The organism is Salipiger sp. PrR002 (assembly GCF_010500775.1).
Taxonomy (GTDB): domain Bacteria; phylum Pseudomonadota; class Alphaproteobacteria; order Rhodobacterales; family Rhodobacteraceae; genus Salipiger.
The window spans coordinates 13,922-32,275 of the sequence record NZ_JAAGOU010000005.1 but is presented as its reverse complement, the minus strand read 5'-3'; the positions used below and the strand labels follow the sequence as shown (position 1 = coordinate 32,275).

At 66.6% G+C, this 18,354-nt stretch carries 15 protein-coding genes; 11 read left to right on the top strand and 4 right to left on the bottom strand.

Going from position 1 to position 18,354, the window contains the following annotated elements; all coding sequences use genetic code 11:
* Positions 1 to 192 precede the first annotated feature (192 nt).
* A complete protein-coding gene (locus G0A00_RS06655; protein ID WP_164179893.1) occupies positions 193 to 486 on the bottom strand; it encodes a YggT family protein in 294 nt (97 codons plus the stop codon).
* Between the two features lie 133 nt (positions 487 to 619).
* Here G0A00_RS06655 and G0A00_RS06650 point away from each other — a divergent pair, with 133 nt between their 5' ends.
* The 8 genes from G0A00_RS06650 (at position 620) to yaaA (ending at position 9,250) form a co-directional block, all read left to right on the top strand.
* Entirely contained in the window at positions 620 to 1,198 is a 579-nt protein-coding gene (locus G0A00_RS06650) for an acyl-CoA thioesterase (protein ID WP_164179891.1), read from the top strand.
* Positions 1,199 to 1,332: 134 nt separating this feature from the next.
* The gene (locus tag G0A00_RS06645) at positions 1,333 to 2,673 is read left to right on the top strand and encodes an MFS transporter (protein WP_164179890.1); all 1,341 of its coding nucleotides are present in this window, start codon (positions 1,333 to 1,335) and stop codon (positions 2,671 to 2,673) included.
* Positions 2,670 to 3,596, top strand: a complete 927-nt coding sequence (gene mepA / locus G0A00_RS06640) for a penicillin-insensitive murein endopeptidase (protein ID WP_066103559.1) — start codon at positions 2,670 to 2,672, stop codon at positions 3,594 to 3,596. The genes G0A00_RS06645 and mepA overlap by 4 nt, the downstream gene beginning before the upstream one ends.
* Positions 3,569 to 4,597 (top strand): esterase-like activity of phytase family protein, encoded by a 1,029-nt coding sequence (locus tag G0A00_RS06635; protein WP_164179889.1) that lies wholly within the window; start codon positions 3,569 to 3,571, stop codon positions 4,595 to 4,597. The genes mepA and G0A00_RS06635 overlap by 28 nt, the downstream gene beginning before the upstream one ends.
* A 65-nt stretch (positions 4,598 to 4,662) precedes the next feature.
* Positions 4,663 to 5,304 carry a queuosine precursor transporter gene (locus tag G0A00_RS06630; RefSeq protein ID WP_164179888.1) on the top strand — a complete coding sequence of 214 codons (642 nt, stop codon included), beginning with the start codon at positions 4,663 to 4,665 and terminating at the stop codon, positions 5,302 to 5,304.
* Positions 5,305 to 5,718: 414 nt separating this feature from the next.
* Positions 5,719 to 6,138, top strand: coding sequence for an alternative ribosome rescue aminoacyl-tRNA hydrolase ArfB (arfB, locus tag G0A00_RS06625; RefSeq protein WP_164179887.1), 420 nt, complete (start codon positions 5,719 to 5,721; stop codon positions 6,136 to 6,138).
* Between the two features lie 238 nt (positions 6,139 to 6,376).
* On the top strand, positions 6,377 to 8,434 hold the full coding sequence (gene recQ / locus G0A00_RS06620) for a DNA helicase RecQ (protein ID WP_164179886.1): 2,058 nt from the start codon (positions 6,377 to 6,379) through the stop codon (positions 8,432 to 8,434).
* Positions 8,435 to 8,476: 42 nt separating this feature from the next.
* Positions 8,477 to 9,250: a peroxide stress protein YaaA gene (gene yaaA / locus G0A00_RS06615; protein ID WP_164179885.1), complete on the top strand. Its 774-nt coding sequence runs from the start codon at positions 8,477 to 8,479 to the stop codon at positions 9,248 to 9,250.
* Here the strand turns inward: yaaA and G0A00_RS06610 are convergent.
* Positions 9,235 to 11,748 (bottom strand): PAS-domain containing protein, encoded by a 2,514-nt coding sequence (locus G0A00_RS06610; RefSeq protein ID WP_164179884.1) that lies wholly within the window; start codon positions 11,746 to 11,748, stop codon positions 9,235 to 9,237. The genes yaaA and G0A00_RS06610 overlap by 16 nt on opposite strands.
* 299 nt (positions 11,749 to 12,047) lie before the next feature.
* Here G0A00_RS06610 and G0A00_RS06605 point away from each other — a divergent pair, with 299 nt between their 5' ends.
* A complete protein-coding gene (locus G0A00_RS06605; protein WP_164179883.1) occupies positions 12,048 to 12,602 on the top strand; it encodes a putative glycolipid-binding domain-containing protein in 555 nt (184 codons plus the stop codon).
* A 245-nt stretch (positions 12,603 to 12,847) separates the two neighbouring features.
* Here the strand turns inward: G0A00_RS06605 and G0A00_RS06600 are convergent, their stop codons facing one another.
* Together G0A00_RS06600 and G0A00_RS06595 are read right to left on the bottom strand one after the other, a co-directional pair.
* Complete coding sequence (locus tag G0A00_RS06600) at positions 12,848 to 14,038, bottom strand: acetyl-CoA C-acyltransferase family protein (protein ID WP_164214197.1); 1,191 nt, start codon at positions 14,036 to 14,038, stop codon at positions 12,848 to 12,850.
* Positions 14,039 to 14,095: 57 nt separating this feature from the next.
* Positions 14,096 to 15,469, bottom strand: a complete 1,374-nt coding sequence (locus G0A00_RS06595; RefSeq protein WP_164185166.1) for a mechanosensitive ion channel family protein — start codon at positions 15,467 to 15,469, stop codon at positions 14,096 to 14,098.
* 489 nt (positions 15,470 to 15,958) lie between these two features.
* On the opposite strand from G0A00_RS06595, the gene leuC reads away from it, so the two are divergent.
* Both leuC and leuD read left to right on the top strand, forming a co-directional pair.
* Positions 15,959 to 17,380 (top strand): 3-isopropylmalate dehydratase large subunit, encoded by a 1,422-nt coding sequence (gene leuC / locus G0A00_RS06590; protein ID WP_066103541.1) that lies wholly within the window; start codon positions 15,959 to 15,961, stop codon positions 17,378 to 17,380.
* A gap of 137 nt (positions 17,381 to 17,517) precedes the next feature.
* Entirely contained in the window at positions 17,518 to 18,123 is a 606-nt protein-coding gene (gene leuD / locus G0A00_RS06585; protein WP_164185168.1) for a 3-isopropylmalate dehydratase small subunit, read from the top strand.
* Positions 18,124 to 18,354 lie beyond the last annotated feature (231 nt).

Sequence of the window (18,354 nt, the reverse complement as noted above, 5' to 3'; positions counted from 1 at the left end):
GGCGCGACGCCCGGCCGCGATCGCGGATCCGCCTCCGGCGGGCGTATTTGTAAAGAGAAGAAGCAGGGGGTGCGCGGCCGGTCCCTTCTTCTCTTTAAAAATACGCATTCTTTTTAAAGAATCGCCGGAGGTGAGGCGCGAAGAGCCAAGGGGGGCAGCGCGCCCCCCATCTCACCCAAACATCTTCCCGGCTCAGAAGCCGTAGAAGAACCCGGCGTTGTTGGTGAGGATGATGCGGATCGCATAGATGCCGATCAGCGCCACCAGCGGCGCCAGATCGAGCCCGCCCATCGGCGGCAGCACCCGGCGGATGGTGGAATAGACCGGCTCGAGAATGCGGTTCAGACCGTCCCAGATCTGCGCGACCAGCGGCTGACGCAGGTTGAGAACCTGAAAATTGATCAGCCAGCTCATGATCACATGGGCAATGATGATGAACCAGATCACGTCGAGGATCAGCATCAGGATCTGGAACAGCGATTGCATGCGGGTGCGCCCTTTGTTTGTGTCAGCGCCCCAAGACCTAGGCAGTGTCGCGCCAAACCTCAAGAGTGCCGCGAGGTCGTGGTTGACGCTCGCGTCACCCTGTCGCCCATTTGCGCCCCGAAAGGAGCGCCCAATGTACCCGTTCTTCCGCCTCGCCAAAGAAATGTTCCTCGTGCGCAACGCCGCGCCGCTGCCCACCGGGGAGGTCAGCGTCACCCGGCACATCTGCTGGCCGTGGGATCTCGACATGTTCGCCGAGCTCAACAATGGCCGGGTGCTGACGCTTTACGATCTTGGCCGCATGCCGATGGCGCGGCGCAGCGGTCTGCTGGCGCTGATGAAACGCGAAGGCTGGGGCTTTGCCGTCGCCGGGACGATGGTGCGCTACCGCAAGCGGGTGAAGCTTTTCGACCGGATCGAGATGCGCAGCCGGGTGATCGGCTGGGACCACCGCTTCATGTATCTCGAGCAGAGCATGTGGAAGAGCGACGGCGACTGCGCCAGCCATGCGGTCTTTCGCACCGCGGTCACCTCGGCCTCTGGGATGATCGCGCCCGCGCGGGTGATGGATCTGCTCGGGCAGCCCAGCGTCTCGCCGGAATTGCCGGACTGGGTGGCAAAATGGGTCGAGGCCGAGGACGCGCGCCCCTGGCCGCCGATGCAGGATCCGGTGCCCGCGCCGCTGGCGCAGGCCGAGGAAAACGCCGCCTGAACTCTGCCCAGTTCTTTGGCCAGTTCTTCGGCCAGAGTTCCGCCGGGCCTTGCCTTGCCTCGCACCGCCCTGTTCTATCGCGGCACAGGTCTATAGCAGAACTGGCAGCGCCAGCGACGAGGGGTGAGACGGGCATGACGACAGCGGGCGCGCGGCGCAGGCGGATCTGGGGCTGGTTCTTCTTCGACTGGGCCAGCCAGCCTTACAATACGCTGCTGATCACCTTCATCTTTGCGCCCTATGTCAAAGAGCTGATGGGCGACGGCAGTGCCGCGCAGGCGGCCTGGGGCTTCGGCATCGGCGCGGCGGGTCTCGTCATCGCCCTGCTGGCCCCGGTGCTGGGCGCCATGGCCGACAGCGGCGGGCACCGGCTGCGCTGGATTTGGGTCTTCTCGGCGCTCTACGTGATCGGCGCGGGCATGCTGTGGTTCGCCGCGCCGGGGGATTTCAACCTCATCCTCACGCTCTTTTTCTTTGCACTGGGGCTGGTGGGCATGGAGTTTGCCACAATCTTCACCAACGCCATGCTGCCGGACCTCGGCCCGAAAGAGCAGATCGGTCGCATCTCGGGCAATGGCTGGGCCTTTGGCTACCTCGGCGGGCTGATCTCTCTGGCGCTGATGCTGGCGTTCTTCGCCGAGAGCGCCGCCACCGGCAAAACCTTCCTCGGGCTCGATCCGGCGCTTGGCCTCGACGCGGCGCAGCGCGAGGGCACCCGCGCCGTCGGCCCGCTGACCGCGCTTTGGTATGCGGTCTTTATGATCCCCTTCTTCCTCTGGGTGAAAGAGCCGAAAGCCGCCGCCTCTCCGAAAGGCGCGGTCCGGCGCGGCCTCACGCAACTGAAAGACACGCTGCGGCACCTGCCCAAACGGCCCTCGCTCTTTGCCTATCTCGCCTCGTCGATGTTCTACCGCGACGCGCTCAACGGGATGTATGCCTTTGGCGGCATCTATGCCGCGGGGGTGCTCGGCTGGTCGGTGGTCGACACCGGGGTCTTCGGCATCATCGCGATCATCTCCGGCGCGCTCTTTGCATGGCTCGGCGGCCATGCCGACACGCGCTTTGGTCCCAAACCGGTGATCGCGGCGATGATCCTGCTGCTGACGCTGGTCGCCATCGCCATCGTGCTGGTCGACCGAAGCTCCGTCTTCGGCCTGCCGGTCGCCGCAGGATCAAAGCTGCCCGACATGGCCTTTTACCTCTTCGGGGCCCTCATCGGCGCCTGCGGCGGGGTGCTGCAATCGGCCTCGCGCAGCATGATGGTGCGGCAGGCCGATCCCGCGCGGATGACCGAAGCATTTGGTCTTTTTGCGCTCTCGGGCAAGGCCACGTCCTTTCTCGCGCCGCTGCTGATCGGCGTTGCCACCGCGCTGAGCGGATCGCAACGGATCGGCGTCACGCCGCTCATCTTCCTTTTCGTAATCGGCCTCGGTCTGCTACTCTGGGTGAAACCAGACGGAGATCGAGCAGAATGATCCGCACCCTGATTTGCCTCACGCTCGCCTTGGCGGTTGCCGCCTGCGGCGAGGACAAACCCGCGCCCAAAGTCACCAGCACGGACCAGCTTCCAAAGGTCACCGGGGTGATATCCTCGAAAAGTGCCAAGCAGATGTTCGGCGCCCAGCAGGTGTCCGCCCAACTGCAGCCCGCCGCCTTTGGCTCCTATTCCAAGGGCTGCGTCGCGGGCGCACAGCAACTACCCGAAACCGGTGCCACATGGCAGGCCATGCGCCTGTCGCGCAACCGCAACTGGGGCCATCCGCAGCTGATCGATTTCGTCGAGGACCTGTCGCGCAAGGCCGCGCGGCTGCCCGGCTGGAACGGCATTTACGTCGGCGACATGAGCCAGCCGCGCGGCGGCCCGATGACCTCGGGCCACGCCAGCCACCAGATGGGGCTCGACGCCGATATCTGGATGCTCCCGGCGGACAATCTCAACCTGACCCGCCAGCAGCGCGAGAACATCTCGTCGATCTCCATGCGCCGCGCCGCCGGGGCCTATGTGAACAGCAGCTGGACGCCGCAGCACCACGCGCTGCTGAAGGCCGCCGCGCAAGACCCGCGCGTGGCCCGCATCTTCGTCTTCCCCGGCGCCAAGGTGCAGATGTGCAACGATGAGACCGGCGACCGCGCCTGGCTGCGCAAGATCCGCCCGTGGTACGGCCACCATTACCATTTCCACGTCCGGCTCTCCTGCCCGCGCGGCGATGCCTCCTGCGTCGATCAGACCCCGCCGCCGCCGGGCGATGGCTGCGCCGATGCGCAGGCTTGGGTGAACAACATCATCAACCCGCCGAAGCCCGACCCCAACGCGCCCAAGGTGACCCCAAAGCCCAAGCGTGACCTCGTGATGGGAGACCTCCCGGCCCAATGCGCCTCCGTCATCGCCGCGCGCTGAGCGCCGCCCATTCCGGCCTGCCCTCGGCCCCAGAACAGGCTCCCCCGGCACAGTCCCTGAAAGCCGGACTGCGCCGGGGCCTTCTCCCTGTCTGCCTCGCCGCGCTCTGCGCGCTCCCGGCCTGCGCCGGGACGCTGCAAAAAGGCGGCGCAGCACAGGCGGGCGCAGGTCATCTGGTCGGCACCTATGTCTGGAAAAACAGCCACGACCGGTTCGGCGGATTCTCGGGGCTCGAGGTCAGTGAGGACGGCCAGAGCTTCACCGCGATCAGCGACCGTGGCAGCATCGTCATGGGGCAGTTCCAGCGCGAAAACGGCGTGATCACCGGGCTCGAGGCCACACCGGTGGAAAAGCTGCTGGATGAGACCGGCACGCGCATGAACCCCGAGATCGACGATGCCGAGGGGCTGGCCATCGGCCCCGGCGGGCGCATCTATGTCTCCTTCGAAGGGCCGCCGCGCATTCACGCCTCCGAGCGGTTCGATCTGCCCGCAACGGTTCTGCCGCAGGGCGATTTCTACCCCGACCTGCAGAACAATTCCGGACTCGAGGCGCTGGCGATCGACGCCGAGAGCCGCCTGCTCACCCTGCCCGAACGCTCGGGCCAGTTGACCAAACCCTTCCCGGTCTGGCGCTTCGACGGAACGCGCTGGAGCCAGCCCTTCTCGCTGCCCCGCAGCGGCACCTTCCTTGCGGTGGGCGCCGACATCGGACCCGACGGCAAGTTCTACCTGCTCGAACGCGAGTTCACCGGCTACGCCTTCCGCAGCCGCGTGCGCCGCTTCGACATCACCGGCGACAAGGTGCGCCACGAGGAAGTGCTGTTCGAGAGCGGCGCCTTCGAGTTCGACAATCTCGAAGGCCTCGCTGTCTGGCGCTCGGCCCCGGGGCGGATCCGGCTGACGATGATCTCGGACGACAATTTCAAGTTCTTCCAGAAGACGGAGTTCGTCGAAGTGGACGTGCCGGAATCGCTTGATCCGCAGGCGATGAACCAGTAAGCCCCCGTCCGTCCGCCCGTCAGGTGGGCCGAGTTCCCCGCCACCTTGTAAAACGGGTCACCATCATGACACGCTCCTATCTTCCCGGCATTCTTGCCATGGCCGCCACCGTGCTGGCCTCGAACATCCTCGTGCAGTTCCTCTTCGGCCAATGGCTGACGTGGGGGGCCTTCACCTATCCCATCGCCTTTCTGGTCACCGACCTGATGAACCGGCTCTACGGCGCGCAGGCCGCGCGCAAGGTCGTGCTGGCAGGCTTCGTCACCGGCGTCATCTGCTCGCTGATCGGCACGCAGGTGATCCTGCAGGGCGACGGCTACAGCTATCCCGCCGTGACGCTGCGCGTGGCCATCGCCTCCGGTGCCGCCTTCCTCGCCGCACAGCTGATGGATGTGGCGATCTTCGACAGACTGCGCGGCGGCGCATGGTGGCGCGCGCCGCTGGCCTCGACGCTGGTGGGCAGCTCGCTCGACACGGTGATCTTCTTCTCGGTGGCGTTCTCCGGCGCTTTCACCTTCCTCGAGCCGGGCAATGACGTGTCCTGGGCCAATGAAACGCTGCCGCTTTTGGGCATCGGGCCGATCGTGCCGCTCTGGGTCTCGCTGGGGCTGGCGGACTGGCTGGTAAAGCTCTCGCTCGCCCTCCTCGCGCTGGTGCCGTTCCGAATGATCGTTTCGAAGGCAGTTGCAGCGCGTTCCCTCGCGTGAGCTGTTAAAAATGCTTTGCGGAGTCCACATTCCGTGGCACGCTGAACTTGCGTTTTTCAAACAGCTGAAAGGAGGTGATCCAGTGTCTAGAGAAACATTGGAGAAAGGTGTCGGAACAGTTCGGAGGGCAGTGCGCTAGGGCAACCCCTGGCGTGAAGGAACCCGAATTGGCGCGACCTAACCGGCCCCGCCTCCTTGACGTCTCGAATGGGTCACCCCACAGGCAGGGTGACCCATTTCCCTTTAAGAAGCTCCGGCTTTCGAGAGCTCTGGCTTAGAGGGGAAAACTTCGAGAGACCCGTCTCTTTCAGTCACGGTCCGTGCCCCTCCGGCGCGGGCCGTCTGCTTTTGCCGCGCCCGCTGTACGAGACCGCCCCGCTTGCAAGCCGCGCCGCGCACGCTAATGTCCCGGCCATGCTGCGCATCAACGACAATATCGCCATCGAGGACTGGGAGATCACCGAACAGTTCATCCGGTCCTCCGGGCCCGGCGGGCAGAATGTGAACAAGGTCTCGACCGCCGTCGAACTGCGCTTCGAAGCCGACCGCTCGCCCAATCTGCCCGGCCCGGTGAAGGCGCGGCTCAAGCGCCTCGCCGGTCGCCGCTGGACCAAGGAAGGCGCGCTGATCCTGCAGGTCGAAGAGACCCGCAGTCAGGCCCGCAACCGCGAGATCGCCCGCGAGCGCCTCGCCGAGCTGATCCGCAAAGCGCTGGAAAAGCCGCGCCGCCGTATCCCCACGAAACCGACGCTCGGCTCGAAAAACCGCCGGATCAAGGCCAAGAAAGAGCGCGGCGAGGTCAAGGCGATGCGCGGCAAGGTCGATCCGGACTGAGCGACGGTCCTGAGGGTCATGGGGGCGTCATGGGGGGCTCTGCCCCCGGCGCTGCGCGCCTCCCCCGGGATATTTTCGTCTAGACGAAGCGCCCCCTGCTTCTTCTCTTTGATAAATACGCATATCCGGCGCCCACCGCCCGGAACACCGCGTCGGACGGGGCGCGAGGCCTTGTTAACCGAATCTTAGTGTGTGATTCTGCGGCCCGAGCAGTCATCAAAAAATCAGGCCCCAGCCCATGCCACGCGACATCGCGCCCGCCGAGGCGCTGCTGAAGGACATTTTCGGCTACGATGCCTTTCGTCCCGGTCAAGGAGAGATCGTCGCGGCGGTGGCCGAGGGGCAGAACGTGCTGGCGATCATGCCCACCGGCGGCGGCAAGTCGCTGTGCTATCAGCTGCCCGCGCTGCTGCGCGGCGGGCTGACCGTGGTGATCTCGCCGCTCATCGCGCTGATGCGCGATCAGGTGCGCGGGCTGCGCGAGGCCGGGGTGAACGCCGGCGCGCTGACCTCCGGCAACACGCAAGAAGAGACCGACGCGGTCTGGCAGGGGCTCGAAGACGGCTCGCTGCGGCTTTTGTACCTCGCGCCCGAACGGCTGGCCTCGGGCGGCGCGCAGCGCATGCTGGCGCAGGCGGGCGTCGGGCTCATCGCCGTGGATGAGGCGCATTGCGTCAGCCAATGGGGCCATGATTTCCGCCCCGATTACCTGCGCATCGGCGAGCTTCGGCGCGCGCTGAATGTGCCGATCGCCGCCTTCACCGCCACCGCCGATCAGGAAACTCAGGCCGAGATCGTTACCCGCCTGTTCGATGGCGAGCAGCCTGAGACCTTCCTGCGCGGCTTCGACCGGCCCAACATCCACCTCGCCTTCGCCCCCAAGGACAGCCCGCGCCAGCAGATCCTGCGCTTTGCCGCCGCGCGGCGCGGCCGCTCGGGCATCGTCTACTGCGGCACCCGCGCCAAGACCGAGGGGCTCGCCCGCGCGCTGGCTGACGAGGGGCACCCCACCTGCTTCTATCACGGCGGCATGGAGGCCGAGGCCCGCCGCGCCGTCGAGGAGCGTTTCGCCACCGAGGACGGGCTGATCGTCTGCGCCACGGTCGCCTTCGGCATGGGCGTCGACAAGCCCGACATCCGCTGGGTCGCCCACGCCGACCTGCCGAAAAGCATCGAGGCCTATTATCAGGAGATCGGCCGCGCCGGGCGCGACGGCGCCCCCGCCGAGACGCTCACCCTCTATGGCGCCGACGACATCCGCCTGCGCCGCGCCCAGATCGACGAAGGCATGGCCCCGCCAGAGCGCCGGGTCGCCGACCATGGACGGCTCAACGCGCTGCTGGGGCTGGCCGAGGCGCTGGGATGCCGCCGCCAGACCCTGCTGCGCTACTTTGGCGAGGCGTCCGAGCCCTGCGGCAACTGCGATCTCTGCGACAGCCCGCCCGAGGTTTTCGACGGCACCGAGGCGGTGCGCAAGGCGCTGTCGGCGGCGCTGCGCACGGGCGAAAACTTTGGCGCCGGGCATCTGATCGACATCCTTCTGGGCAATGAAACCGACAAGGTGCGCCAGCGTGGCCACGACGGTTTGCCCACCTTCGGCGTCGGGCGCGACCTGAAGAAGGGTCAATGGCAGGCGGTGTTCCGGCAGATGATGGGCCGCGATCTGGTCCGCCCCGATCCCGAGCGGCACGGCGCGCTGGTGATGACCGAGGCCGCCCGCCCGATCCTGCGCGGCGAGGAAAGCATCCAGCTGCGCCGCGACGTGATCGACAAGGCCGCGCAGCGCCGCCCGCAGGTCAAGACGCTGGTCAGCGAAGAGGACGCCCCGCTGATGTCCGCGCTCAAGGCCAAGCGCCGCGCGCTGGCCGAGGCGGCGTCTCTGCCCGCCTATATGATCTTCCCCGACCGCACGCTGATCGAGATGGCCGAGCGCCGCCCCGAGAGCCTCGACCAGATGGGGGCGATCAGCGGCGTCGGCGCCAAGAAGCTGGAGCGTTATGGCGCCGAGTTCCTCTCGGTGATCACCGGCGGTGCCCCCGAAGAGACCCACCCGCAGCGCATGCGCGCCGCCGCGCGCGGTTCGGGCGAGCTCTACGATCGGCTGATGAGCGCGCAGGCCGATCTGATCCGCGGCGAGGACGGCACCGAAAAGCCGCTGTCCTGCTCTGCCTCGCTGCTCGCCAAGATCGCCGGGCTGCGCGATCCCGCGCCGGAAGATCTCGAGCGGATCCTCGGGGAGCGACGTTTTGACCGCTTTGGTCCGGCCTTTATGGACCTTCTCGCCGAAGCTGATTAGAACGATTCCAAACTGATGGATATGGTCAAGGAGTAACCGCGCATGCTCGTGGTGATTTCGCCTGCGAAAAAACTGGACTGGACGCCGCGCGACACGCAGATGACGGCGATGGATTTCCCCGATGAGGCGATGCGGCTGGTGAAAGCCGCGCGCAAGCTCGGGGTGCCCGAGCTGAAAAAGCTTATGCATCTGTCGGACAAGCTGGCCGAGCTCAACCGTGACCGCTTCCGCGATTATGCCCAAGAGCCCGAGGTCGAGGCCACCCGCCCCGCCGCGCTGGCCTTTGCCGGAGACACCTATCAGGGGCTCGACGCCGCCTCGCTCGAACCCGAGGAAATGGACTATGCGCAGGATCACCTGCGGATCCTCTCGGGCCTCTACGGCGTGCTGCGCCCGCTCGATGCGATCCAGCCCTACCGGCTGGAAATGGGCTCGCGCCTGAAGACCGAGCGCGGCAAATCGCTCTATGACTTCTGGGGCGACCGGCTGTCGAAAGCGCTGAACGCGCAGGGCGAGGCGCTTGGCACCGATGTGCTGGTGAACTGCGCCAGTCAGGAATATTTCGGCGCGGTCGACCGCAAGGCACTGAACCTGCGGGTGATCACCCCGCAATTCCTCGAGGATAAAGGCGGCGAGCCCAAGGTCATCAGCTTCTACGCCAAGCGCGCCCGCGGCGCGATGGCCCGCTTCATGATCACCCGCCGGATCACCGATCCCAAGGGGCTGCGCGACTTCGATCTGGGCGGCTACGCCTATGACGCGGCGCGTTCGACCGAGGATCAGCCCGCCTTCGTCCGGACTCACCCCGAAACCTGAGCCGCAGCGGGGCCCGACCATTTCTCGATCAGCCGCGCAAGGTCCGGCTTGCGCAGCGGCTTGGTCAGATAGTCGTCGAGCCCCGCCGCGATCAGCGCCTCGCGATCGCCGGTCATCGCATGGGCGGTGACCGCGATGATCGGCACGCGCGGCCCGTCGCCCTCGATCTCGCGGATGCGCCGCGTCGCCTCCTTGCCGTCCATGCCGGGCATCGAGATGTCCATGAAGATGAGATCGGGCCGCCGCGCCTCGAACTCGCCCACCGCCTCGGCCCCGTCGCAGGCAAAGCGCAGCTGCAACGGCAGGTCCAGCGCCTCGGCCATCTTGCGAAACACCAGCTGGTTGGTGCGGTTGTCCTCGGCCAGCAGCAGATCGAGCGCGCCCGTCCCTGTGGCGGGCGCGGCGCGCTCTGCGGGCGGCGGCGGAGACAGCCGCCTCTCATGCCCGTCCCAGCCCGCCAGCGCCGCGCAGAGGCTCCGGCGCGACGCGGGCATCTGGACCACCGCAAACGCGCCCGAGCCCTGCGGCACCGAGGCGGGCTGCGGCGACAGCAGCAAAACCGGCGGGCCGCCACCGGCCAGCGCCTGCGCCAACTCTGCGCCCTCAAGCCCCGGCAGCGCCTGTTCGGCGATCACCAGATCCACCTCGCCCGCCCGTGCATGATCCAGCGCGGCATCGCCCGAGGCGCACCAGACCGCCTCCAGCCCCAGCGCGCCCAGCTGCCGCAGCAGGATCGCCCGACTCTCGGGCATGGCGGCGACCACCAGCGCGCGGCGCAGCCCCGGGGGAAGCGCCAGCGGATCGCCCTGCCACGCCTCGGCCAAAGGCAGATCCAGCCGCAGCCCGAAACAGGCCCCCTCGCCCAGCTCGCTGTCCACCCAAAGCTCACCGCCCATCATCTCGACCAGCCGCCGGGTGATCGCCAGCCCCAGCCCGGTGCCCTCAAAGCTGCGGTTGCGCGCGTCCTCCACCTGATTGAACTCGCCAAAGATGTGGTCGAGCTTGTCGCGCGCGATGCCGATGCCGGTGTCCTCCACCGTCAGGCTCAGCGCCGCGCGCCCCGCCTCTGCGCTGCCGCTCACACGGATCAACACATGGCCCTCGGCGGTGAATTTCACCGCGTTGCCCACAAGATTGGTGAGGATCTGCCGGATCCGCCCCGCGTCTCCCACCAGCCCCGCGGGCAGGCTCGGGTCATAATCCACCAGCAGCGCCACGCCCTTCTCGCGCGCCGCCGGCTGCAGCAGCAGCGCCACCTCGTGGATCGCCCGCTCCAGATCGAACGCCTCGGCACACAGCGCCATGCGGTCCGCCTCGATCTTCGAATAGTCGAGAATGTCGTTGATGATCAGCAGCAGCGCCTCGCCGGAACTGCGGATCGTCTCGGCATAGAGCCGCTGTTCCTCGCTCAGCGCGCTGTCCATCAGCAGCGCCGCCATGCCCACGACGCCATTCATCGGCGTGCGGATCTCATGGCTCATATTGGCAAGGAAGGTGGATTTGGCATGGCTCGCGGTCTCGGCCCGTTGCCGCGCCTCTTCCAACTCCTGCTGGATGCGCTTGGCCTCGGTGATGTCGATGCGCAGCCCGACCCGCCCGCCATCGGTCAGCGGCCGCTCGTAGACCCGCAACCAGCGCCCGTCCCCCAACTGCTGCTCAAGCTCGCGCTCGGCGCCGCGATGCGCGCTCAGCCGCTCTTCGAGCCAGTGCTCCTCGCGGCCCATCGCCTCGCGGTACTGGCCGCGCGCCAGCCCGTGGCGCAGGATGTCCTCAAAGCTGACACCGGGGCGGATCGCCTCGGCGCTGGCGTGGTAGATCTCGCGGTAGGTCTCGTTGCACATCAGCAACCGGTCCTCGGCATCGAAGATGACGAACCCGTCGGGCAGCTCTTCCAGCGCCGACCACATGCGCATCAGATCGGTGATGTCAAAGCTCAGCGTCACCACGCCTCCATCGGGCAGATGCCGGTCCTGCAACTGCAGAAACTGCCCGGTGTAGATGCGGATGGTCTCGGTCGGGATCGGATCGGCCTCCCAGCGGGCGGCCATACGGGCGCGCCAGTCGTCGCCATGCTCGCCCTGCAGATCGACGATCCCCTCTTCGACCATCATGTCGAGCACATGCGCATAGCCCGCCCCCGGCCCGATGGTGTCGAGCCCATCGAACAGCGCCAGCCACGCCGGGTTGGCCAGTTCCATCCGCCGCTCGGCGTTGAAGGTGGCGAACCCGTCGCGCATGCAGGCCAGCGCGGTCCAAAGCTGCCCTTCAACCAGTTCGATCTTCTGATGCGCGGCGCCCAGCTGGGTCTTCACCCGCAGGTTCTCGTCGCGCACCGTGGCAACCTCGGCGCGGGTCTCGGTGATTTCGTGGCTCAGCTGCCGCGCGTGCAGGTTGAGCTTGCGATTGGCGGCAAAAAGCTCCGCCTGCTTGAGCTCAAGCAAACGCTCCGCCGCCAGTCGCGCGCGCCGTTCCTCGGCCAGCCGTGCCGCGATCTCCATGCCCAATGCCCTCTGCGACGGGGACACACTGCGCGCGCCACGGTGAACATCTTCTTAAGAAAACCGATGCAAAACGCCCGCTTGCCTTTACGAAGGGGCAGGGGCACCATGGTACAGCCTTGCCGCAAGGGATGCGGCATCGCCGCATCCGACGGGGAGGAGACGCGCATGCAGCAGGTTTTCCCGACACGCGCCCACAGGGTCCGCAACGATTGCGTCCGCAATGACCGGGTCCGCAACGACCGCGTTCGCGACCATAAGGTCCGACATAGCGTCCGACATAACTGCGGTGCACGCCGATGACCGAAACTCTGGGCACGATGCACTGGCGCGCGCTGGACCGCGACGGCGAGGACAAATGCCGCCTCGCGCGGCACGAGGATGGCTACATGCTGGTCGGTCACGCGCGGTTCCGCGACGGCTCGGGCTGGGCGGCGCTGGATTACGTGGTGCGCTGCGGCCCTGACTGGCTGACCCGCAGCGCCGATGTCACCGGCACGCTCGGCGGCGAAGAGATGCGCTGCCGCATCACCTGCGAGGGCGGGCATTGGGCGCTCAACGGCGCAGCGCTGCCCGGGCTTTCCGGCTGCAGCGACATCGACTTCTCCTTCACCCCGGCGACCAACCTGATGCCGCTGCGCCGCCTGCCCGAGGTCGGGCGCCTGCCGGTGCGCGCCGCATGGATGCGGCTGCCGGGCCCCCGGCTCGACCCGCTCGACCAAAGCTACACGCGCGAGCGCGGCGGTCTGGTCAGCTATCAAGCCGCGCAGACCGGCTATGAGACACAGATCAGCGTCGACCCCTGCGGCTTCCCCACCCGCTATCCGGGCCTGTGGCAACAGGTCGAGGTCTGACGCGCCACCCGCCCCACCAAGGCCAGCGGTCCGCCCTTCTTCTCTTTAAAAATCCGCCGGGGAGCGCGAGGGGCAGCGCCCCTCGCATCTTCCTTTGCCGCGCCTCCGGCGCAGTCTGGTGCCGCGCCTCCGGCGCAGTTTGGTGCCACGCCTCCGGCGCAGTTTGGTGCCACGCCTCCGGCGCAGTTTGGTGCCACGCCTCCGGCGCGAGGGGCAGCGCCCCTCGCATCTTCCTCAACCCCAGCTCACACCCGCTCGATAGCCAGCGCGATGCCCTGACCGCCCCCGATGCACATGGTGATCAGCGCCTTACGGCCGCCGGTACGCTCCAACTCGTAGAGCGCTTTCACCATCAGGATCGCGCCGGTGGCGCCGATGGGATGGCCGAGCGCGATTGCGCCGCCATTGGGGTTCACCTTCGCCGGGTCGAGCCCCAGCCCCTTGTTCACCGCCAGCGCCTGCGCGGCAAAGGCTTCGTTGCTTTCGATCACGTCGAACTCCGCCAGCGACAGCCCGGTGCGGACCAGCAGGTTCTCCACCGCCGGGACCGGGCCGATGCCCATGACCTCGGGGCGCACACCGGCATGGGCGTAGCCCAGCACGCGGGCGCGCGGCGTCAGCCCCGCCGCCGCCGCGGCCTCGCCGCGTGCCAGCACCAGCGCCGCCGCGCCGTCGTTGAGGCCCGAAGCGTTGCCCGCCGTCACCGAGCCGTCGCGGTCGAAGGCCGGGCGCAGCCCTGCCAGTTTCTCCAGCGTCGTCGCCTTGGGGTGCTCGTCGGTGTCAAAGACCACGGTCTCGCGGCGCGAGGCGATCTCCACCGGCACGATCTGCTCGGCAAAGATCCCCGCCTCGATGGCCTTGGCGGCGCGCTGCTGACTCTCCAGCGCAAAAGCGTCCTGCGCCGCGCGCGAGATGTCGTTCTCTTTCGCGACATTCTCGGCGGTGATGCCCATGTGGCCGGTGCCGAAGGGGCAGTTTAGCGCGCCCAGCATCATGTCGAGGGTGCGGATATCGCCCATCTTCTGGCCCCAACGCTGGTCAGGGATGATATAGGGCGCGCGGCTCATACTCTCGGCGCCGCCCACCAGCGCGAAATTCGCGTCGCCCAGCATCAGCGCCTGCACGCCCGAAACCACCGCCTGCGCGCCAGAGCCGCAAAGCCGGTTCACGTTCATCGCCGGGGTGGTGTCGGGAATGCCCGCCTGCATGGCCGCGACGCGCGACAGATACATGTCGCGCGGCTCGGTGTTCAGCACATGGCCAAAGACCACCTGCCCGATCTGCCCGCCTTCGACACCGGCGCGCTCCAGCGCCGCCTTGGCCGCCACCGTGCCCAGCTCGATCGGCGGGACGGATTTCAGCGATCCGCCAAAAGTGCCGATGGCGGTGCGCGCGCCGCTCAGGATGACGATCTCTTCGGGATCGGCTGCGGACATGACGGCTCTCCTCTCAACTGACAGTCGCGCGGACCATGCCGCAGCGCCGCACCGCTGTCAGCCCGGACGTTCCGTCACCGGACCTTCCTCCGGGCCTTCCGCGTCCCTCGCCTCGTCCGGCGCCCCGCCCAGCATCCGCACCTCGCGCTGCGGGAAGGGGATCGAGATGCCATGTTCCTTGAACGCGTCCCAAAGCGCGAGGAAGACATTGCCCCGGATGTTGGTCAGCCCCTGCGACGGGTCGATGATCCAGAACCGCAGGATGTAATCCACCGACGAGTCCCCGAATCCGGTGATATGGCAGACCGGCGGCTTGTGGCTCAGCACCCGCTTCACGCTTTGCGCCGCCTCGATCGCCACTTTGCGCACCAGATGCGGGTCGTCGCCGTAGGCGGTGCCGAAATGGATGTCGACCCGCACCAGCTCGTTGGAATGCGACCAGTTGACCACCTGCCCGGTGATCATGTCCTCGTTGGGGATGAGGTATTCCTTGCCGTCGCGCGTGGTGATCGACACATAGCGCGCGCCCAGCGCATTGATCCATCCGAAGGTCTCGCCGATGGAGATCACGTCGCCCGGCTTGATCGACTTGTCGAGCAAGATGATCACCCCCGACACGAGGTTCGACACCACCTTCTGCAGACCAAAGCCAAGCCCCACGCCGATGGCGCCCGACAGCACCGCGAGGCCCGTCAGGTCCACCCCGGCCAGCTTCAGCGCCATGAAGAAGGCCGCGCCATAGAGCGCCACCTGCAGGAATTTCACCGCCAGAACCTGCATCGAGGGGCTGATCCCCTCGTTGCGCCGGATGCTCGCCGCCCCCGCCGTGGTCAGGAATCGCGCCACCGCCACCAGCGCGATAAGGATCACCACCGCCTGCAGGATCAGCCAGAGCGACAGTTTCGAGTCGCCGAAACTCACCGCCGCGCTTTCCAGCAGCGCCTGCGCCTCATCGGTCAGCCCGAGGATCCAGATGGTGACGTAGCCCCACGCCCCATAGCGCATCAGCGAGCGCAGAGCCGGGTTGCCGATGAGCCGCGTGATCAGCGCGATGACCAGCCAAGCGCTCGACAGCTGTGCAATGATTTCAAGAAGATAAGTGCGCGACGGCCATGTGACCTGATGCATGATCCCTATCACATGCCAGATCAGGAGCACAAAGATGATCATCCGCAACCGCCGGTGCAGCACGATGAGAATGCGCATCTGCCACTTCGGCCAGCCCTCGCGGGCGCGCATCCAATTGTGCAGCTTCGGCCCCAGCCACGCGCGCAGCAGATGCGCCAGCGCAAATAGGCCAAGGGCGATGCCAAGCTGATAGAACATCCAAGGCCGCAGCACGATCGCAAGGAACGTGTCGACCTGCCCCCATAGGGTCAGCCCGGTCTGCTGCAGCGCCTCAAAGGGCGTCGGTTCCTCATGCGGGTTCATCGTCTGGCGTGGCTCCTCACGCGGGCAGCGTGGCACCACAATCTTTTTCGCTCAAGGCCTTGAGCGCAAGCGGGGGCACTCAGTGCTTGGGCAGCGTCACGCTGATCTCCTGCGCTTCGGCATTGGGCAGGCTCAGCACCAGTGCCCAAAGCAGTGTGGCGATCAGGACAAGGTGCATGGCATTCATCAAGGTCATCTTGGCTCCTCCACGACGGTAAGAAAACTACGCCCGAGCCCGCCAAAAGTTCCGATCCTTCCAAGCCGGTGTCTGCGATGGGTTGATCGGCACGCGGCAAAGGAGTATCCCCGCCGCATGACTCGGCTTCTTGACCTCGGCGACCGCGTGCGTCTGCGCGAACGGTTCCACGGCGCGAACTTCACGGTTCTGGCGCGCCTATAAGGCTGTCTTGCAGCCCGCCCCGGCGCGGGGGCTTTCCACCTGCGCCAAGCCCAGCCAACTTCCAAGACATATACCCCGAGAGGACCCCCATGTCCGGCAAGACGCTCTACGACAAGATCTGGGATGCCCACGTCGTCCAGCAGGACGAAGACGGCACCTGCCTTCTCTACATCGACCGCCACCTCGTGCACGAGGTGACCTCGCCGCAAGCCTTCGAAGGCCTGCGCATGACCGGCCGCAAAGTGCGCGCCCCGCAGCGCACCATCGCCGTGCCCGACCACAACGTGCCGACCACGCTCGACCGTGAAAACGGCATCGAGAACGAGGAATCGCGCATTCAGGTCGAGGCGCTCGACAAGAACGCCCGCGACTTCGGCGTGAACTACTATCCGGTCAGCGACGTCCGTCAGGGCATCGTGCACATCGTCGGCCCCGAGCAGGGCTGGACCCTTCCGGGCATGACCGTGGTCTGCGGCGACAGCCACACCGCCACCCATGGCGCCTTTGGCGCGCTGGCGCATGGCATCGGCACCTCGGAGGTCGAGCATGTGCTCGCCACCCAGACGCTGATCCAGTCCAAGTCGAAGAACATGAAGGTCGAGATCACCGGCCAGCTGCGTCCGGGCGTCACCGCCAAGGACATCACGCTCTCGGTCATCGGTCACACCGGCACCGGCGGCGGCACCGGCTATGTCATCGAATACTGCGGCGAAGCGATCCGCTCGCTGTCGATGGAAGGCCGGATGACCGTCTGCAACATGGCGATCGAAGGCGGCGCCCGCGCTGGCCTGATCGCCCCCGACGAGACCACCTTCGAATATGTGAAGGGCCGCCCGCATGCGCCGAAGGGCGCACAGTTCGAGGCCGCGCTCGACTGGTGGAAGACGCTCTACTCCGATGACGACGCGCATTGGGACAAGGTCGTCACCATCAAGGGCGAAGACATCGCCCCCGTCGTCACCTGGGGCACCTCGCCCGAGGACGTGCTGCCGATCACCGATGTGGTGCCCGCCCCCGACAGCTTTGCCGGCGGCAAGGTCGAAGCGGCCAAGCGCGCGCTCACCTATATGGGTCTCGAGGCCGGTCAGAAGCTGACCGACATCAAGATCGACACGGTGTTCATCGGATCCTGCACCAATGGCCGGATCGAAGACCTGCGCGCCGCAGCCGAGATCCTCAAGGGCAAGAAGATCAAGGACGGCATGCGCGCTATGGTCGTTCCGGGCTCGGGCCTCGTCCGCGCTCAGGCCGAGGAAGAAGGCCTTGCGCAGATCTTCATCGACGCGGGCTTTGAATGGCGGCTTGCGGGCTGCTCCATGTGCCTTGCGATGAACCCCGACCAGCTGGCACCGGGCGAGCGCTGCGCCGCCACCTCGAACCGCAACTTCGAAGGCCGTCAGGGCAAGGGCGGACGCACCCACCTGATGTCGCCGGCGATGGCGGCGGCAGCGGCGGTCACCGGTCATCTGACCGACGTGCGTGAGCTCATGGACGCGCCGGCTCCGGCGTAAGCGATCCCGGGGCCCCGCGCGGGGCCCCTCCCCCAGTTCCGGCACTCCGGACGGGCGCAGCCGCATATGCATGCAATGTGCATCGCTTGTGCATGGATTGTGCCCCAAGGATTTGCCCCATCCCCAAGGAGGGACAGATGGAAAAATTCGAGAAGCTGACCGGGATCGCGGCGCCCATGCCGCTGGTCAATATCGACACCGATATGATCATCCCCAAGCAGTTCCTGAAGACGATCAAACGCTCGGGCCTCGGCGTGCATGCCTTCGACGAGATGCGCTATCTCGACGACGGATCCGAGAACCCCGAGTTCGTGCTGAACCAGCCTGCCTACCGCGAGGCTTCGGTCATCGTCGCCGGTGACAACTTCGGCTGCGGCTCGTCGCGCGAACACGCCCCTTGGGCGCTCGCCGACTTCGGCATCAAGGTGGTGATCTCCACCTCCTTTGCCGACATCTTCTACAACAACTGCTTCAAGAACGGCATGCTGCCCATCGTCATGCCGCAAGAGGCGGTCGATGTGCTGATGAAGGACGCCGAAAAAGGCTCCAACGCGCGGATGACGGTTGATCTTGAGAACCAGGTCGTCACCACCTCCGACGGAGAGGAATTTTCCTTTGAAATCGACCCCTTCCGCAAGCACTGCCTGCTCGAGGGCCTCGACGACATTGGCCTGACCATGGAAAAATCCGGCGCCATCGACACGTTCGAAACCGCCGCCGCCCAGTCCCGACCTTGGGTCTGAGGTGGGACTGAGCCGCAGTCAGGCATGAACATCGAAGGGCTGTCCCCGTGGGGACAGCCCTTTTTGCTGCGCGCGCCCATTTCTGAAACGGCCCGCCTGCCCGGCGTCCGGCCTGCCTCCGGCGGGGATATTTTCATCTAGACGAAGGAGCCCGCTGCCCTGCTTCGTCTAGATACAAATATCCCGGGGGAGACGCGCGCAGCGCGGCGGGGGCAGAGCCCCCTTCATCCT